We start from the raw sequence: 16286 nt of genomic DNA, 5'->3' as shown, positions 1-16286 counted from the left end.
AAGAAAATTTTAACACTGAAATTCAGAAGGGTGTTAATTGGTTTTCAATTAACGCTCTTTTGGCTTGCAAGATAATATCTGAAATACAACTGATTGAAAATAAAGAAGTTACCTTGATGATACAACTGAATAGGTAACGATTTGGAAACGAGCGAGCTACTTGACTTCGCTGTTTTCTGCCTAACAAAGAACGCTTGTTATTCTGTCTGCAAAGATAATACTTTGTTACCGAATAACAAGCGTTTATGCTAAGAAATTCTTTGTTTTGCGTTTTTGTAAACTCGTGTGGCTTATAGTTTTCTCCCTCGTTTCTTTCTGTTCGCTTGGTATCTGAGCTTGCGCTGCCATGCTGCTTCGGCATAATCATCTCCCTGTGCGGTTGGTGTAATCATCCCGCCTAAGCCTTCCATTACTTCATCGACTACGCTCATGGCAGTATCAGCCACTGCGCCAATGGGACTTTGCATTTGTGGGATGTCATTGTCTCGTGAGATAGAGGAACGGCTTTTGGGTACAAGTTGATAACCTGTATCAGGCTGTTCGTTCTTTTCTATCGGTTCCTGTGTCGTTTGGTGTGGTCTTTTTAATGCTTCTTTGTTAGTTGGTTCAAAGTTCTTCTTCAGGGAACGGTAGCCGAACTCCCTGCCTATTTCCGACGCCTTGAAAGATTGTCCTCCGTATGAGAACTTCAAGCCATACACCTTGCCCTGCTTGTTCTTCACGCGCTCTATGGTAATGCCGTTCTTGTTTAATTCGTAGAGGAACATGGAATGTCCCGTGATGCCTGTACCTTTGTATTTATCAAGCAGGGTATAGCATATTCTTTGCAGTTCTTTCTTTGCTTCCTCCCTTGTGGGATTGGCTTTTACCTTTTGGCGTTTCCTCTCCGCCTTGACCTCCTTTGCGATGGTCAAGCCTTTCTCCCTGCTGATGTCCTCCGCCACCCTCGCTGCCCTGTTGCTCACAAAAGTGGTGTCATATACCTCTCCGTACAGACTGATGCGGTTGGCGATGATATGAATATGCCTGTTATCGGTGTCCTTGTGGGTTACGGCTACCCATTGGTGATTGTCAAGCCCCATTCGCTTGGCAAACAGATGAGATATCCTCATCAATTCAGAAACAGGCAGTTTCTTCTCGTCCTGCGGAGCGATACCTATTTCGATACGGAGGAACTTGTTCCTGCATCGGCTGTTGTAGTCGCTGACCACCTTCATTTCCTCATGGATAGCCTTCGGCTCCCTGCTGCAAAGATTGTGGAAGGCAAGCCGACAACCGAGCTTGCCCTCCCTGAAAATATAGTCCAATGCCGTGCTTCCGTGCGCTATCGCCTTACACTTTCCTATCATTTCTCGTCAAATTTAAGACCTTATAAATATCGTCATCAATCCGAAAGTGAGGGTCGTAAAAACGCTTAAATGCTTCCTTGGCACATATGGAAAGGTTCTTCGTTATCGGCACCCATGCCTTATCCTTGACCTTGATAAGGTTGGAAATCTGCCCGTAGAACATTCCCGTCCGCTGGAGTATGGCAATGGCTTCCCTCTCATTGTCCGTCATTGGAGGAACGGCTATCACTTCACCTCTGATTAACATCTCACGGCAGTAGTCGGAGAATTTACGCCCTGTGCTTTCCGCCCTTGACTTGATGCGCTGCTTCTCCTCCAAGCTGCACCTAACCTTGATGAACTCCGTCTTGTTCATCCTCTGTTCTTCCTTGTCCTGTTGCTGCCATCGGGCAGCTTTTCTTTTGTATCTACTCATATAAGTTTCTTTGAAAGTTTATCATTCTTCATGATTTATAGTCTCTTATTTCCCGAATACTGACCGATGAGAACGGAGTGATTACGGTCTATTCTCCCCGATAATTTAACGAGGGGAGCAAGCGCAGTTTGTGGGTACAAACTGACGTCTTGCAATGCTACCCTAACAGACCGTTTACGCATAAGGCGTTTTGTTGCCAAAAAGTGAATGCACGGCATTCCGTGTCTGACTGCGTTCGTGGCATTCCCACCGTTCAGTATGCTTGACAAATGTCCGTTGGCATATTCTCTGAAAAGGGTTTGGGGGGAAGTGAAAGGGATGTTCCTTCTCATATCCCCCTCGTCTTCTTTTCGTTCTGTTTACAGTCTTCTCCATTTCTCTATGTCCTCACCGTATTCCTCCAGATGAAGGCGCACGATGTTCTCCACAAAACTTGAAAGGTTGCTGCCCCTGTCGCCCAATCTGCGCACGATGAAGTCCGCCCGCTCCTGTGTCTCCCTGCTCAGATAGACCGCCTTTCGGCCTATCAATTTGGTTGGAACAAGATAGGCTTGCTTGTAGGCTTCAAGTGTCTTCTTTCTCATTTTGGCACTGATGCGTCTCTGAACGGCTGTGTTCTCTGTGTGCTGTGATGGTGCAGCATCCTGTGATGATACAGTATGCAGTTCATGTTCCGAATTCTCCGATGGAATACCCGACTGATTCATGGATATTCTTTTTTTCTGCTCCCTGACCTCTCCCCACTTAGGGATAAGTATGTCTTTTTATTCAGTTGTCTTTGAAGAAGTTTCTTCTTCGTTACCACCCAAGTAATATGAAAGGTCATGCTCCTCGTCTGTTGTTTTCTTCTTTTCCATTGTTTTATCTCATTTTATGTTTAACTTGTTTTGTCTTGATAGAATTGGTTTGCGGTTGTAATGTATTCAGTGATTGTCTTTTCTGCTGTCCACGCACCCTGTGGATATGGTACTCGTTGAGGTCTTTGAACCGTCCGTAATGCACGGACATATCCTCCACCTTGAAACCTGCCCTGATGAAATCATTGGTTGCTTTCCGTCCAGCATCGTCATTGTCAAGGAAGGCACGGATATGGGTTAGGTGTCTGTCGTTCAGATAGCGGATAGCCCTTGCAACGTTGCTTACGGAGTTCAGCACAAGACAGGCACTCGTTACTTCTTCTTTCATTGAAAGGAAAGAAAGGAAGTCCATGAAGCCCTCGAACACACAGACCGGTTGTATTTTGTCAGTTACCTTATTTCTCGACCTATCCATGAATATAGGGGTAATGTCCTTCGGGGCAATCGTTCCCTTGAACGAGCCGCTGTCCCGAAGCTCATAGCCACCCGACTGATTGGCGAAGCCGATGGCTTGATAATGCTGCCCCCTTACCTCATAGCTGATGCATTTGAGGAATGGCTTTGCCTTTGCCAAATCAATGTAGCGTTCTTTCATGAGGTAGTCCTGCAAATGTGGCGGCAAGGTGTCTGATATGCCTGTCAGTCTCCTTGCCCCGTTTGCCGATGTAGCCTGTCCAATACTTTCCTGATTGGAAGTGCCATGTACACATACCATACGAGGACTGCACGTTGTATCGGGAGCGTTCCGCCCCAAAAGGCGGATGGCTTCCGACAGGCTGCATCGCTCCATGCGCATACAGAGGTCGATGATGCTTCCGCCACGTCCCTCGGCATAATCTATCCAGAGGTTCTTCTCCGTGTCCACCTTGAAGCTCGGATGCGTTTCCTCCCTAAGCGGTGAGCGATAAAGGGCATAGGCAGGTGTCCTGCGGACAGGCTTGATGCCTTTCCTTTCAAGATACTCCACGATGGGGTATCGCTTGATGAGTGATAAATCTTCTTTCATTATTGTGATATTTATTGGTTGAACATTTCTTTCTTATCTCAAAATATTCTGTTCGACAGGACTCTACTTCCTTGATTATCTTTTCCAAAGTTTTTCCCTTCCAAACTTTTTTATCTTTCTTCTTACTACATACTATTTTGCAGTAAATACTTGATAATCAGTATCACATAGTAGTATATAACAATACTACACATACTACTACATCAGGCTACTACAACTGTTAAGAAGTGGGCAGGGCTGGATTTTCCGTATCTTATATACATAGACAGGACTACTGCCCTCACGCCTTTTGCTCACCTTTTCATATCCTGCCCTTTTGAGTGCTTCACCCATACGTTTGAGTGTCAAGGGTTGATGCGTATAGATGCCTAAGTAGGCAAGTATTTCGGTAGTAGTCATATAAGTACAATGAGGATTGTCCTCCATGGGCTTCTCAAAACAGCACGACAAGAGTTCCATTTCTGCGGTCTGCACTTGGAAGTCCTCACTCTCCTTGTAGAGTTCAGCTATCTCGTCATCGTCAAACCAATAGCGAAAGCCTGCGTTTAACAAGGATTTAGCTTCGGTATAGACGGCATCCATAGAAATAGCTTTAGCTCGTTCTATGTCAATAGATAGCACCTCAAAGGGAAGAAATCGTCTGCTGCCTGTCGGGTCGGTCAAGAAATCATTGCCGTTTACCGATGCCACGAAGCTCGCCAAGTGCGGATGTTCCTCCACATACTTGTCATAGGGCATACGGTATTTGACCATCGGGCAGGTGATAAGGTTCTTCAGTTCATTCTCGTCCCGCTTGTTGAGGGCTTTGAGCTGGTCGTCAATGTTTACGATGAGGTTCTGCCCGATATAGGTAAGTGTGTCCTTCTCCTGCGGGTATATCTTTCCCGTGTAGCTGTAACCGTGCAGAGCAGAAGGACAGAGCAGGTCAAGGAACGTTGTCTTGAACTTTCCCTGTTCTCCTGTCAGTACAAGGCAGGTGTGGTTACGACACTCTCGGTCGTCCATAGCATTGGCAACAACTGCAACGAGCCATTTGGTAAGATAGGACAGCCACTTTTCGGAGTTGCGGATGGTAACGCATGATGCAAGATTTGAAATGATGTTTTGATCTGTTTCTATCTTGTTCAGCACTTCTGAAGCATCAACCTCTGGCAAAGTCTTGAAGTATTCCTGTATGGGATTGATGCGTGGTGAAAAGCTGCTTTCAATGATGGAATAGAGGTTGTCGGACGATGTAACGATACCCACGTCGAAGTCAAGTTCTCTACGGAGAGAGTTGATTTCATAGCGACCTACTTTTGTGAAACGACTGCCTGCATCTTTATAGCTACGGTATTCTGTTCTGCCCAGCACGGTGTTGTACCTGAACGCATAGTGCGTACGGAGATAGGTTTCTATCTCGCTGTTCTTGGAGGTGTTTCCCCTGCGTTCGGTAGAATTGCCAGTTGTTTTCATTCTGCTTTTATCTGCTTCATTTTTCATTGTTTACCCGTTTTGGTTTCCTAGAATGAAGTTACGGCGAGAATGTCAATGTTCCAAGCAATCTGAGCATGCTTGCATAATGTTGCACTCATTGGCAATGAATTTCTCACGGATTTCTGACAGGAAGAAGCTGGAAAATAAGGATTTCAGGCTAATATAAGGGAGCAAGTATAGAAATACTACAAGAAAAGTATGTACTTATTTGCTCCAATCTGCACTGTATTGCTTTGACTAAAACAAACCTAGAAAAAAGGAAGATAAGGAACTACAGAATAGTAAGAAAGATAACCGCATTTCCTTCGGTTTCCCTATTCTTCCCTACTGTTCCCCACTGCTTTGCAGAATGGAAAGAAGCGAATACTTTTGCACGCAGAAACATGCGACGGAAAGCAAATCGCAAAAGGAAAATATAAACAAAACAAGATAACGCTATGGGATATTTTATCATTACCGACAAGCAATGGGCAATGCTGAGAGACGAAATCCTCGCCCTTGCCCAGACCTGCCATAAGGCATTTGGAGAATCGAGTAAGCACACTGATTGGCTGCACAACGGAGATGTATGTCAGCTACTGGGCATCAGCAAACGCACCTTGCAGCATTACCGTGATACGGGCATGCTTCCGTTTACACAAATCGGACACAAGTGCTATTACAAGCGTGAAGACGTGGAACGGTTGTTACAGACAAAGTCAGAGAAAACCAAGAACAACAAATAAACAATGAAAAGATGGAAACAGTTAGAGATTTAAGCATGGATGCGGACGAGATGCAGGTGGTGCTGTCCGCTATCAGCAGCGTAAGCAGAAGAATTAAGGAAGTGGCACAGACGCACAAGCCCCTGTTTGGAGGTGAGCATTTCCTAACGGGCAAGGAGGTGTGTGAGCGGCTGTATATAAGCCCTCGCACCTTGCAAGACTATCGAGACAGAAAGATTATTCCCTACACGCAGTTTGCAGGAAAGATTCTCTACAAGGCTTCGGACTTGGAGAGATTACTGGAGGATTGTTATAGGACCTCAATTCCGCAGCATTATTCCTTGTGAGGTACTTTTATATATTGAAGTGACATTTTGGGGATTTATCCATTGATATGGGGATTTTCTGAGGTTCTTGGTTCTTGCATAATCATGAAATCTCCCACCCAAACCAATGGGAAAGTATGATAACCACAAAGAAATACTGTTATTCTATGAAGACTTCAGCGTAGTAGGTTTTATTTGTATATAGGTTCAGAACGTTCTGCCTTCCAGTGCGCACCCATTTTGCTGGCACGCTGACAAAATGCAGGATAAAGGCTTTCAGCCTGCTTGTCTTTTTCAATGGCTTGACCTTATCGCTGATATGACGGACGAGATAGAGATAGAAGTTCTTCAGCATGGCGGTAACCATCATGAAAACCATGTTCTCAGCCATAAAGGAAAAGGGTAGATGTGACCATCCGAAGTCATTGTTCTGTATGTCGAAGTTCTTTTCGCTTGCTCCACGATCATTATAAATACTTCCATAACAGAATGCTTTGCCGCTACTTCCACGTTTACCCAATACAGATTCGGTAAGTTTTTCAAAGCCCAACTTTGAGAAAACGTCCATGATGTGATAAATTCCTCCGAAAGAAGTGATATTCTCGTTTTTAATTGCTACCTTTGTCATGTCAGTTTTTTGCTTACTTGTTATGTTTGCAGCACTAAGATAGGTGAAATTTCAGACATATTCAAGTGTTTTGAAAATTTTGTTTCTCAGGCACTTGGGATTCTCACAAGAATTTATGCTGCAGAATTAAGGTATTATAAGATGCGAACACGAACTTACTTTTTTAAGCCAGTACAATAATGAAATATTTTTTTATATTCGTGTTAGTATTATTCTCTTGTTCAGATCCAAGGGAAAAATTACCCTATAATTTGAGCGCACAAGTAGTTTATGAATATCCTGCGCATTTTGAGATAATAGATTCGCAAGGATTTCCTGTACTTGGGCCAGGCTTTAGATATACAAGGTCTTCCAGTTTTATAATTGCAACAACTATTGCCTATGGTTACAATAAAAGCGGTATAATAGTGCAGGTTACAGATAAACAAAAAAGAGTCCATTATTTAAAGACAGAGGTGAAAAAATAAATAATGATTATAATATAACTTTTATAGAAATAAGTAACAAAGATTTTAATAAAGAAAAAAAGAAATATAAATGGAAGATGGTTAGTATATAGTTATTATGGCTTATTTCTGACATGTCCAAGTGTTTTGAGAACTTTGTTTCTCAGGCACTTGGAGTTCTTACAAGAATTTATGCTGCGGAATTAAGGTAAAAAATAGATATGAAAAGATTTGGCTTACTATTGATTGGCGTAATGCTTGTTATTACAACTAACTGTAATAATCAGCAGTTAAATAACAGATATTCATCGAATAACTTATCATTTATAAAAAATGATAAACTTCATTATAATATCCTCTTAGTCGCATGTGACACCTGTGTTCCTATTATAAATAAGGGCTATAGAGTGCGTGTTAAGCTGACAGATAAACAGAAAAGTATTGTTAAGAAAATAGAAAAGGAAATGTGGAGGCACTTATTATCTGATAAGAAGACCGATTTTGCAGCAAATCTGATCCTCTATGATATTTATGATAAAGATGCTATTCTACTCTTTGGATTAGGCAACAATATAAGAGATTGGAGGAAAAATCTAAAACGGGATGATACATTGTTTTGGTTGAAGAAATTAAAATGAATTCGTATTGGTCATCAAATATAAAGCGTTATGAGGAATATTATATTCATTTTATCGATGCTTCTCATAAGGGCGGGACACTCCTAAAGCAGATACGAGCAATAGTAAGCTTTGGACAAAGAAAGTGAATTAATAAAAATACTTATCAATGGGGTATAGCATATATTGCTCCATTGATAAGTTAAAGTTTTGATTTCCTCTATTACCTCAATTCCGCAGCATTATTCCTTGTGAGGTACTTTTATATATTGAAGTGACATTTTTGGGATTCATCCATTGATATGGGAATTTTCTGGGGTTCTTGGTTCTTGCATAAGCATAAAATCCCCAAACCAATGGGGAAGTATGATAACCACAAAAAATACTTCCATAACAGAATGCTTTGCCGCTACTTCCACATTTACCCAATACAGATTCAGTAAGTTTTTCAAAGCCCAACTTTGAGAAAACGTCCATAATGTGATAAATTCCACCGAAAGAAGTGATCTTCTCGTTTTTAATTGCTACCTTTGCCATGTCAGTTTTTTGCTTACTTGTTATGTTTGCAGCACCAAGATAGGTGAAATTTCTGACATATCCAAGTGTTTTGAGAACTTTGTTTCTCAGACACTTGGAGTTCTCACAAGAATTTATACTGCGGAATTAAGGATGAAAGTGTTTTTACTTCTTTTATTATTATATTTTCCTCTTAACAGTAAAGTAGCGGAAGATCATCAGGTGGATGTTACCTTATCGTATGAATCTGGGTATATTTCCAAGAGTCTATATATAAATGGAAAGAAAGAAGCTGTCTATAAAAGCAAGAAAAAGAAACCTATAAGGCTCTCAAAAGTCGAGAAAGATATGCAAAATATCTTTTTCGAACAATTAAAATACTTGGAATCGTGGGGGGTGATTATAAAATATCCAGAGGTTATTTTCGAAGACCTTTGTATTATCTCTGATATATTATCCAATTATGATAAGTCGGAAATTCAATCTTTTATTCAAACAAAAGGCGATTGTAAAACAATTAATATATTAAAAATCAACAAATATTACACATATATTAATGCAAGAGTCGATTATGTTTTAACGCTCACAATAGTTATAGAAAAAGGTTTACTTAAAGAGTTCCGATATGAATACATGCCAGATTTTTCTGACGAGACCGTTATTTACAGATGTCAGTACAAATATGATAATTATGGTAGAATTATATATATAACAACTTTGGGGAAAGAAAAAAATGAGATTAGAATAACATATGCGAGTTTAAGATAATCCTTAATTCCGCAGCATTTTTTCTTGTGAGAAAATTTTATATGTTGAGATGTCTTTTTGGGCTCTATATGTTGATATGAGGTGCTTCGGTGTTTCTTGGGTCTTTTCTAAGCATAAAAGACCCAAACCAATGGGAAAGTATGAAAAACCACAAAAATACTTCCATAACAGAATGCTTTGCCGCTACTTCTACGTTTGCCCAATACAGATTCGGTAAGTTTTTCAAAGCCCATCTTTGAGAAAACGTCCATAATATGATAAATTCCACCGAAAGAAGTGATATTCTCGTTTTTAGTTGCTACCTTTGTCATGTCAGATTTTTGCTTACTTGTTATGTTTGCAGCACCAAGATAGGTGAAATTTCTGACATATCCAAGTGTTTCGAGAACTTTGTTTCTCAGGCACTTGGAGTTCTCACAAGAATTTATGCTGCGGAATTAAGGTTATAAATAAATATAGAAGTGAATACACCTCCCCTAATCGCTTATTATTCATACTCCGGAATAACAAAGGCACTGGCAGAAGACATTGCCTTGATTACCGATGGAGAGCTATTGGAGCTTATTCCACAGAAGCCATATTCTTTTTCCTACAATACTGCGGTGAAAGAAATCAGACAGGAGATAGAACGAGAATATTGCCCTCCTTTATCTAACTGTTTCGATAGCGTTGCAGTCTACGATACCATCTTCATCGGTTCACCTAACTGGCTAAAAACCTTTGCGCCGCCTATACGCTCTTTCTTGAGAAGTGTAGATCTGACCGGAAAAACAATAATCCCTTTCTGTACACATGGAGGAGGAGGATTCGGACATATGGTAGAAGACCTTCAACACGAGTGTAGCAACTGCCTGCTAAAAGAAGGTATTGCCCTAAAAGGCAACTATGATTTTGAAGAAGTGCAGAAATGGATTATAAGTCTTTAAACAAAACTCGGCATATGCTTCCTCAATTCCGCAGCATTATTCCTTGTGAGGTACTTTTATATATTGAAGTGACATTTTGGGGATTTATCCATTGATATGGGGATTTTCTAGGATTCTTGGTTCTTGCATAGACATGAAATCCCCCACCCAAACCAATGGGGAAGTATGAAAAGCCACAAAGAAATGATGTAAATTCCACCGAAAGAAGTGATATTCTCGTTTTTAATTGCTACCTTTGTTATGTCAGATTTTTGCTTACTTGTTATGTTTGCAGCACCAAGATAGGTGAAATTTCTGACATATCCAAGTGTTTTGAGGACTTTGTTTCTCAGGCACTTGGAGTTCTCACAAGAATTTATACTGTGGAATTAAGGACTTTGTAATCATAAACCCCAAAATGAGAAGAAAATGAAGTATGTAACGTTAAACAACGGAGTGAAAATACCCCAATTGGGCTACGGGGTATATCAAGTGGAACCGACAGAAGCCGGACGTTGCGTGAACGACGCACTCGGCGCAGGTTATCGGATGGTGGATACTGCTCAAGCGTATCACAACGAAGAGGGCGTGGGCGCAGCAGTGAAGAAGAGCGGCATTGCCCGCAGCGAAATCTTTCTGGTGTCTAAAATATGGATAGGCAACTACGGCTACGAACGTGCTAAAGCGAGCATCGACGAGAGTCTGCGCCAGTTGCAGACCGAATACATCGACCTCATGCTGCTTCATCAGCCTTTTTGTGACTACTATGGTGCCTATCGCGCTTTGGAAGAGGCTTATCGGGAGGGCAAATTGCGCGCCATCGGTGTGAGCAATTTCCAGCCGAACCATTTCATTGACCTTGCGAGCAATGTCGAAATCGTACCGGCAGTGAACCAAGTGGAGACGCACGTCTTCTGCCAGCAAATCAGGAGTAAGGAGTACATGGATGAGTTCGGCACGCATACAATGTCGTGGGGACCGCTTGCCGAAGGTCGCAACGGACTCTTCGTGAATCCTGTGTTAAAGGAAATCGGCAAGGTGCATGGCAAGAGCGTGGCACAGGTTGCCCTCCGCTACCTCACCCAACGCGATGTCATCATCATTCCGAAGTCCGTCCACCGCAACCGTATGGAAGAGAACTTCAACATCTACGATTTCGAGCTTACACCCGACGAAATGGAGCGTATCAAATCCCTTGACCTCGCCAAAAGCGCGTTTTTCGACCATAACGATCCGGAGACCATGAAGATGTTTATGGGATGGAGAGCACTCTGATGTGATTTTGTCATGTCAGATTTTTGCTTACTTGTTATGTTTGCAGCACCAAGATAGGTGAAATTTCTGACATATCCAAGTGTTTTGAGAACTTTGTTTCTCAGGTACTTGGAGTTCTCACAAGAATTTATGCTGCGGAATTAAGGTATACAAGAAAAAGAGAGGAAAACTAAGAGGATCTCTGGGCATAATAATCATATTCATATTGCAACTCAAAAGCGATGAAAAAATATAGGGCATGTTTTTTAAGCATAATTATATTGTATTGCTATATAGGATTACCTATTTATTCACAGAATAAGGATACTTTGTGCATTCACGGAGATTTTGTTTGTACAATAGGTAAATATTTGGTTTATTGTCAAAATAGCTATGATACGGAAGCGATTGAAAGGAAACTGCAAAGACTGGATATAAGGAATTACCGCAGCCACAGTTATTGTATCGATTCAACCATGACCTCGAATTGCTTAAAGATCTCGGACTCTGCACTGATATATGCAAAAGGTAGGAATATTATACTTTGGCATGTTCCTCAAAATGCAAAATATATTTATTGGCATTCAAAGCAGAATTTACCCATTGTGAACTTAGCTCAAAGTCGGAATAGGGATTATTTAATGGTGAGTCGAATAGATTACGAAGCAGAAGAGATGCTATTAACAATTATGGGAAAGAAAATGAATATTCTTTTTGAAAAGAAAATTAAGCTAAATGGTATGGAGATAGAGGGGGCGATTCCTATATCGTATGCCATTGAATCTTGTTTCGTTATTCTTGTCCAGGACAAATTATATCTCATCGACTGTGAAAGATTAAAGATTAACTTAATCACGAATCATTGTGATGTTTTTACCACCAGTACTAACTCAATTATCTATTACAAATTTATTTCAGATGATAAAACTAGAGGATATGAGTTGATACCATCCCGAAACGAAACACAAGAAATAGACAGGAGTATTGAACAATCCTTATATGATTGTCCTCTGACTTGGTTGTTTACTTCAAGAGTTAACGACGAAAATATTCCCATATATTACGTATGCGGAAAAGCGTATCGATTAGAAAAACATAATTGGCAAGAAATTCCTAAAATAATTATCTATCAAGATAAAGCAATTAGTATTACCGTCCCAATTATTAATGGTACTTTTCAATATAACTGGTTCAGTTTTTCTTTTCTTAATGATAGTGATTGGTAATGCTCCAGATTGGGAGTTGTGAAAATAGGATCTTGATTATCAGGACTATCTGATAAGTTAAAAATGCGAAGGCAGGAATTAGCGCTTTGCCTTCGCATTATTTTCGCAATTATAGCATAAGCAAATGAAGCAACAAGATAGTTTTGGAACTTTATGCTCTAAATCAACTATTGTCAAATTCTTCATTTTTAATGATGAGCCTTTACCATAAATAGTATAGCGTATATAGAAAAATAGAATATGAATAAAACATATAGGGATTTAATTTATAGATTTCAGAACCAGGGTATTGAAGAATCCCAATCCACCGGTGCAATCCTTATAGGAAAAGCGCCCCATATAGCCCCCGAGGCTTGGCTAAACACCCTGTATCCTCCGCTAAGTAAGAACGATGTCCAAGCATTGGAGAAAGAATTGGGCATGGAAATTCCCATCGATTATAAAAAATTCTTGTTAGATGTAAGCAATGGGTTAGACATATTGGTTGGAACCTTTTGTTTAGACGGGTTAAGAAGAAACTATAAAAGAAGCACTGATGAAAGCCGCCAACCGTTTTCGATTATTACGGCAAACATTCGGGAAAGACCTCGAAATGCCGCAGACTACCATTTCTTTATAGGCGGTTATGACTGGGACGGTTCTTATCTTTATATAGATAAAAGAACAAGCACCGTGCACTATTGTGATAGAGACGATGCAACCTCCCTATTCCAATGGGAAACGTTCGAACAAATGCTTATATCAGAGTTAAAGAGGATATACTCACTGTTTGATGAGAGGGGAAGAAAAATAGATGAAGACCTTTATACCACTCCAATTAAAAGGTAATATAAAGCCTCGTGATATTAGTCATATAAGGGTATCAGTGAACACCCATATAAGGGTATTGACGAACACTCTTATAAGGGTATTAACAACGGGTATACAATAAATCCGAATCGGAAACGTTATTAGAGTATATAACACCTTAATTCCGCAGCATTTTTTCTCACAAGAATTTATGCTGCGGAATTAAGGGAATAATTTGGGCTCTCATGGCAACTGCTGTGATGGGCATTCAAGCACAAAAGAATATGGAAAGGAAAGAAATCAAACAGACTGCAGGACGTACCGCCCTCGGAGAGTTCGCACCGGAATTTGCTCATCTCAACGATGACATTCTTTTCGGTGAAGTATGGAACCGTCAGGAAGAGATGAGCCTGCATGACCGCTCGCTTACCACAATTCTCTCACTCGTGGCGCAAGGCATCACCGACTCATCACTCAAATATCACCTGAATACGGCCAAAGCCAATGGCGTGACCCGACAGGAATTTTCGGAGATGATTACTCACGCCGCTTTCTATGTAGGCTGGCCTAAGGCATGGGCGGTGTTCAACATGGCCAAGGAGGTGTGGACTTCAGACATACAGACCAAAGAAGAATTTCAGGCAAGCACACCATATCCCATTGGCGAGCCTAACACGGGCTATGCTAAATACTTCATAGGGCTGAGTTATCTCGCTCCGATGGAAGCTGACAAGGGGGGCGTGGTAAATGTAACGTTTGAACCCCGTTGCCGCAACAACTGGCACATTCATCACAAAGCCGTTCAGGTGCTCATCTGCGTTGCCGGCCGTGGCTGGTACCAAGAGTGGGGCAAGACACCTATAGAGCTTTGCCCCGGTGTTGTCATTGCCATCCCTGCCGAAGTCAAGCACTGGCACGGAGCCGCCAGAGATAGTTGGATGCAGCACCTGTCATACAATACTCACGTTGAGGATGGCTCATCGAACGAATGGCTGGAGCCTGTGTCTGATGACATCTACGACAAATTCAAATAAGGCATTGCTTTCCCTATAGAAAGTTCATTGCGTGAGTTATTAGCCTACAATCATGCATTTTGAACTGACTAATGTAGAATGTAGTCAGAAAGTAGTAATCTCTATCAACTAACTCTGACTACATCCTAATCCTTTTTCTTTCACCGCTTTACCCCTTGTTGTAGTAATGTAGTAGGATAATATCGGTGAAAGAAAAAGGATAGAGATAATTTAATGGTGTGTATCTCCAAAAAGGAATATCGGTGTTATGGAGGTTTTCGGTTGCTGTACCTTATGGCAGACGTACCTTCTGAACAAGTGAGCTTCCATGCTATCCAATAGGAAAGATAGGGCAATAATTGTTGAGAGCGGATAAAGTGGCGCATAACCTGTCAATTCATTATCTCTGACCATTGCCTTCTCACCTGCACACATTTCATCAGGGTGTAGGTTGGAAGATTTCTGTATCACTTGTAGCTTGCCGTTGATTTTCTTCCACGTTACGTCGAAGAACATCGCCAGCTCTCCCTCTGTCATGGCAATTTCTCCGCCTCCCTTGCGGATTACCTGCATATTGCCGCTCCAATCAAGGCGACTACGCTCCATGTCAGTCTTTGGTCTGTTTGTTGTATTCATGCCGTTTCCTCCTTCTTATATGCTAATATGTTCAAGGATTCATTTCCCACCAGCTCTTTGTTTTTCTTTTCCTTTGAGAAAAGTTTGGCGATGAGCCTGTCCATGTCTTCCGAAATCTTGCAGTCCGTCACCTGTGCATAAATCTGCGTGCTTGATATGGAAGCATGCCCCATCATCTTGGCTATGCTTTCGATGGGTATTCCTGCACTAAGGCTCATCGTGCCGAAGGTGTGTCGTGCCATGTGGAAGGAAAGCCTTTGGCTGATACCGCAAGCCTTGCCCACAATGTACAATTTGCTATTCATCACGCTACGGCTGCTATCAGGATGAAAGACAAAGCCGTCGCCTTTTTCTTTCATCGTCTGCTCGTCCTGTCCTGTTGTTAAGTCGTTGTGATTTGCTTTCCTGCAATGGCTGATGATAGTTTCCGCTATTGGGTGCAGCGGTACGACAAACTCCACCTTGGTCTTCTGTCGCTCCTTGCGGATATATTTCTGTCCGTCCGCTGCGGTTTGGATATGCTTGTATTGCAGGGTTTCCATATCCGCAATAGCCAGTCCCGTGAAACAGGAGAAAATGAACATCAGCCTTGCCTGTTCCGCCTCGCTGTCATTCATCCTCATAGTCATGAGCCTTGCCACGTCGTATTTTTGTAAGTATCGTATATTCTTATCCTCTTTCTCATACTTGGCATTCTCAAAGGGATTACAGCGTATGATGTTCTGACTGACCGCACGGTACATCAGCCGACTCAGCCAGCAGAGATAGTTGTTGATGGTCGTTCCTTTCAGTCCACGCTTTTTGAGGTAGAAACGGTATTCCTCAAACAAGTCCTTCGTGATTGCCCCAATAAGGATGTCCTGCACTCCTTTGTCTTTGACAAACTCATGGAGATTTCTGTCTGCATGAGATAGGTTCAGGTACGTTCCCTCTGTCCTTAACTTGCCTACGCTCTCCCTGACCATTTGCAGTTCCGCCCTGCTCATGGCAAGGAGGGTTGTCGGATGGGTGGCTATGCCCTGTAAATAGTTCTTGATGAGTTCCACGCTTACCACTCCGTCCCTTACGAGAATATCCCGATAGGTCTTTTCCACAAGTTCCCTGAACTCATGGAGCCTTTGGCTGGTCTTCCTGTCGGTTGTCAAGCCCTGCTTAGAGTTCCACTCGGAGGGATTGCATTCCTCGCCTGTGGTAATGGCGGTACTCTTTCCGTCTATGGTGATACGGCAGAGGATGACTGTCCGCCCGTCTGCCTTTGTCTTCTGTCTGTTGATATAGAACAGTATCTTGAATGTACTTCTCATTGTCTTGATGTTTTGAAAGAAAGGATAATAAATAAAATAATTGTGATAAGG

At 41.7% G+C, this 16286-nt stretch carries 18 protein-coding genes and 2 pseudogenes; 10 read left to right on the top strand and 10 right to left on the bottom strand.

What is annotated here, in order from left to right; all coding sequences use genetic code 11:
- Window positions 1-290 precede the first annotated feature (290 nt).
- The 5 genes from J5A55_RS05855 to J5A55_RS05835 all read right to left on the bottom strand — a co-directional run bounded on the left by J5A55_RS05855 (window position 291) and on the right by J5A55_RS05835 (window position 5109).
- Complete coding sequence (locus J5A55_RS05855; RefSeq protein ID WP_004384319.1) at window positions 291-1349, bottom strand: relaxase/mobilization nuclease domain-containing protein; 1059 nt, start codon at window positions 1347-1349, stop codon at window positions 291-293.
- Window positions 1333-1764, bottom strand: a complete 432-nt coding sequence (locus tag J5A55_RS05850; RefSeq protein WP_004376977.1) for a plasmid mobilization protein — start codon at window positions 1762-1764, stop codon at window positions 1333-1335. The genes J5A55_RS05855 and J5A55_RS05850 overlap by 17 nt, the downstream gene beginning before the upstream one ends.
- A 359-nt stretch (window positions 1765-2123) precedes the next feature.
- The gene (locus tag J5A55_RS05845; RefSeq protein WP_234396097.1) at window positions 2124-2522 is read right to left on the bottom strand and encodes a DUF3408 domain-containing protein; all 399 of its coding nucleotides are present in this window, start codon (window positions 2520-2522) and stop codon (window positions 2124-2126) included.
- A gap of 103 nt (window positions 2523-2625) precedes the next feature.
- Window positions 2626-3627: a toprim domain-containing protein gene (locus J5A55_RS05840; protein ID WP_004384323.1), complete on the bottom strand. Its 1002-nt coding sequence runs from the start codon at window positions 3625-3627 to the stop codon at window positions 2626-2628.
- Between the two features lie 198 nt (window positions 3628-3825).
- Window positions 3826-5109 carry a virulence-associated E family protein gene (locus tag J5A55_RS05835; RefSeq protein ID WP_004384324.1) on the bottom strand — a complete coding sequence of 428 codons (1284 nt, stop codon included), beginning with the start codon at window positions 5107-5109 and terminating at the stop codon, window positions 3826-3828.
- A 431-nt stretch (window positions 5110-5540) separates the two neighbouring features.
- On the opposite strand from J5A55_RS05835, the gene J5A55_RS05830 reads away from it, so the two are divergent.
- Entirely contained in the window at window positions 5541-5828 is a 288-nt protein-coding gene (locus J5A55_RS05830; RefSeq protein WP_004384325.1) for a helix-turn-helix domain-containing protein, read from the top strand.
- A gap of 11 nt (window positions 5829-5839) precedes the next feature.
- Window positions 5840-6154 carry a helix-turn-helix domain-containing protein gene (locus J5A55_RS05825; RefSeq protein ID WP_004384326.1) on the top strand — a complete coding sequence of 105 codons (315 nt, stop codon included), beginning with the start codon at window positions 5840-5842 and terminating at the stop codon, window positions 6152-6154.
- A gap of 139 nt (window positions 6155-6293) precedes the next feature.
- Here J5A55_RS05825 and J5A55_RS12560 read toward each other — a convergent pair.
- Window positions 6294-6611 (bottom strand): annotated as a pseudogene (locus J5A55_RS12560) (IS1380 family transposase); the annotation flags it as partial.
- Between the two features lie 329 nt (window positions 6612-6940).
- On the opposite strand from J5A55_RS12560, the gene J5A55_RS05815 reads away from it, so the two are divergent.
- Both J5A55_RS05815 and J5A55_RS05810 read left to right on the top strand, forming a co-directional pair.
- Window positions 6941-7228 carry a hypothetical protein gene (locus J5A55_RS05815; RefSeq protein WP_004384329.1) on the top strand — a complete coding sequence of 96 codons (288 nt, stop codon included), beginning with the start codon at window positions 6941-6943 and terminating at the stop codon, window positions 7226-7228.
- Window positions 7229-7428: 200 nt separating this feature from the next.
- Complete coding sequence (locus J5A55_RS05810) at window positions 7429-7845, top strand: hypothetical protein (protein ID WP_004384330.1); 417 nt, start codon at window positions 7429-7431, stop codon at window positions 7843-7845.
- Between the two features lie 324 nt (window positions 7846-8169).
- Here J5A55_RS05810 and J5A55_RS12555 read toward each other — a convergent pair.
- Window positions 8170-8361, bottom strand: a pseudogene (locus J5A55_RS12555) (hypothetical protein); the annotation flags it as partial.
- 132 nt (window positions 8362-8493) lie between these two features.
- Between J5A55_RS12555 and J5A55_RS05795 the strand changes: the two are divergent.
- The gene (locus tag J5A55_RS05795; RefSeq protein ID WP_004345460.1) at window positions 8494-9108 is read left to right on the top strand and encodes a hypothetical protein; all 615 of its coding nucleotides are present in this window, start codon (window positions 8494-8496) and stop codon (window positions 9106-9108) included.
- 107 nt (window positions 9109-9215) lie between these two features.
- On the opposite strand, the gene J5A55_RS05790 is transcribed toward J5A55_RS05795, so the two are convergent.
- The gene (locus J5A55_RS05790; protein ID WP_004384332.1) at window positions 9216-9419 is read right to left on the bottom strand and encodes a hypothetical protein; all 204 of its coding nucleotides are present in this window, start codon (window positions 9417-9419) and stop codon (window positions 9216-9218) included.
- A gap of 150 nt (window positions 9420-9569) precedes the next feature.
- Here J5A55_RS05790 and J5A55_RS05785 point away from each other — a divergent pair, with 150 nt between their 5' ends.
- From J5A55_RS05785 to J5A55_RS05765, 5 genes are all read left to right on the top strand, one after another.
- Window positions 9570-10034 carry a flavodoxin gene (locus J5A55_RS05785; RefSeq protein ID WP_004345462.1) on the top strand — a complete coding sequence of 155 codons (465 nt, stop codon included), beginning with the start codon at window positions 9570-9572 and terminating at the stop codon, window positions 10032-10034.
- Between the two features lie 408 nt (window positions 10035-10442).
- Entirely contained in the window at window positions 10443-11288 is an 846-nt protein-coding gene (locus J5A55_RS05780) for an aldo/keto reductase (protein WP_004384334.1), read from the top strand.
- Between the two features lie 221 nt (window positions 11289-11509).
- Window positions 11510-12493, top strand: a complete 984-nt coding sequence (locus J5A55_RS05775) for a hypothetical protein (RefSeq protein ID WP_039851539.1) — start codon at window positions 11510-11512, stop codon at window positions 12491-12493.
- 240 nt (window positions 12494-12733) lie between these two features.
- Window positions 12734-13321, top strand: coding sequence for an SMI1/KNR4 family protein (locus tag J5A55_RS05770; RefSeq protein ID WP_004384336.1), 588 nt, complete (start codon window positions 12734-12736; stop codon window positions 13319-13321).
- A 206-nt stretch (window positions 13322-13527) separates the two neighbouring features.
- The gene (locus J5A55_RS05765; RefSeq protein ID WP_004384337.1) at window positions 13528-14316 is read left to right on the top strand and encodes a carboxymuconolactone decarboxylase family protein; all 789 of its coding nucleotides are present in this window, start codon (window positions 13528-13530) and stop codon (window positions 14314-14316) included.
- 210 nt (window positions 14317-14526) lie between these two features.
- Here J5A55_RS05765 and J5A55_RS05760 read toward each other — a convergent pair whose 3' ends face one another.
- On the bottom strand, window positions 14527-14931 hold the full coding sequence (locus tag J5A55_RS05760) for a hypothetical protein (RefSeq protein ID WP_004384338.1): 405 nt from the start codon (window positions 14929-14931) through the stop codon (window positions 14527-14529).
- Window positions 14928-16235: a site-specific integrase gene (locus tag J5A55_RS05755; protein ID WP_004384339.1), complete on the bottom strand. Its 1308-nt coding sequence runs from the start codon at window positions 16233-16235 to the stop codon at window positions 14928-14930. The genes J5A55_RS05760 and J5A55_RS05755 overlap by 4 nt, the downstream gene beginning before the upstream one ends.
- Window positions 16236-16286: the final 51 nt, after the last annotated feature.

The organism is Prevotella veroralis, assembly GCF_018127765.1.
Classification (GTDB): Bacteria; Bacteroidota; Bacteroidia; order Bacteroidales; family Bacteroidaceae; genus Prevotella; species Prevotella veroralis.
This window is presented reverse-complemented; position numbering and strand designations above follow the sequence as displayed.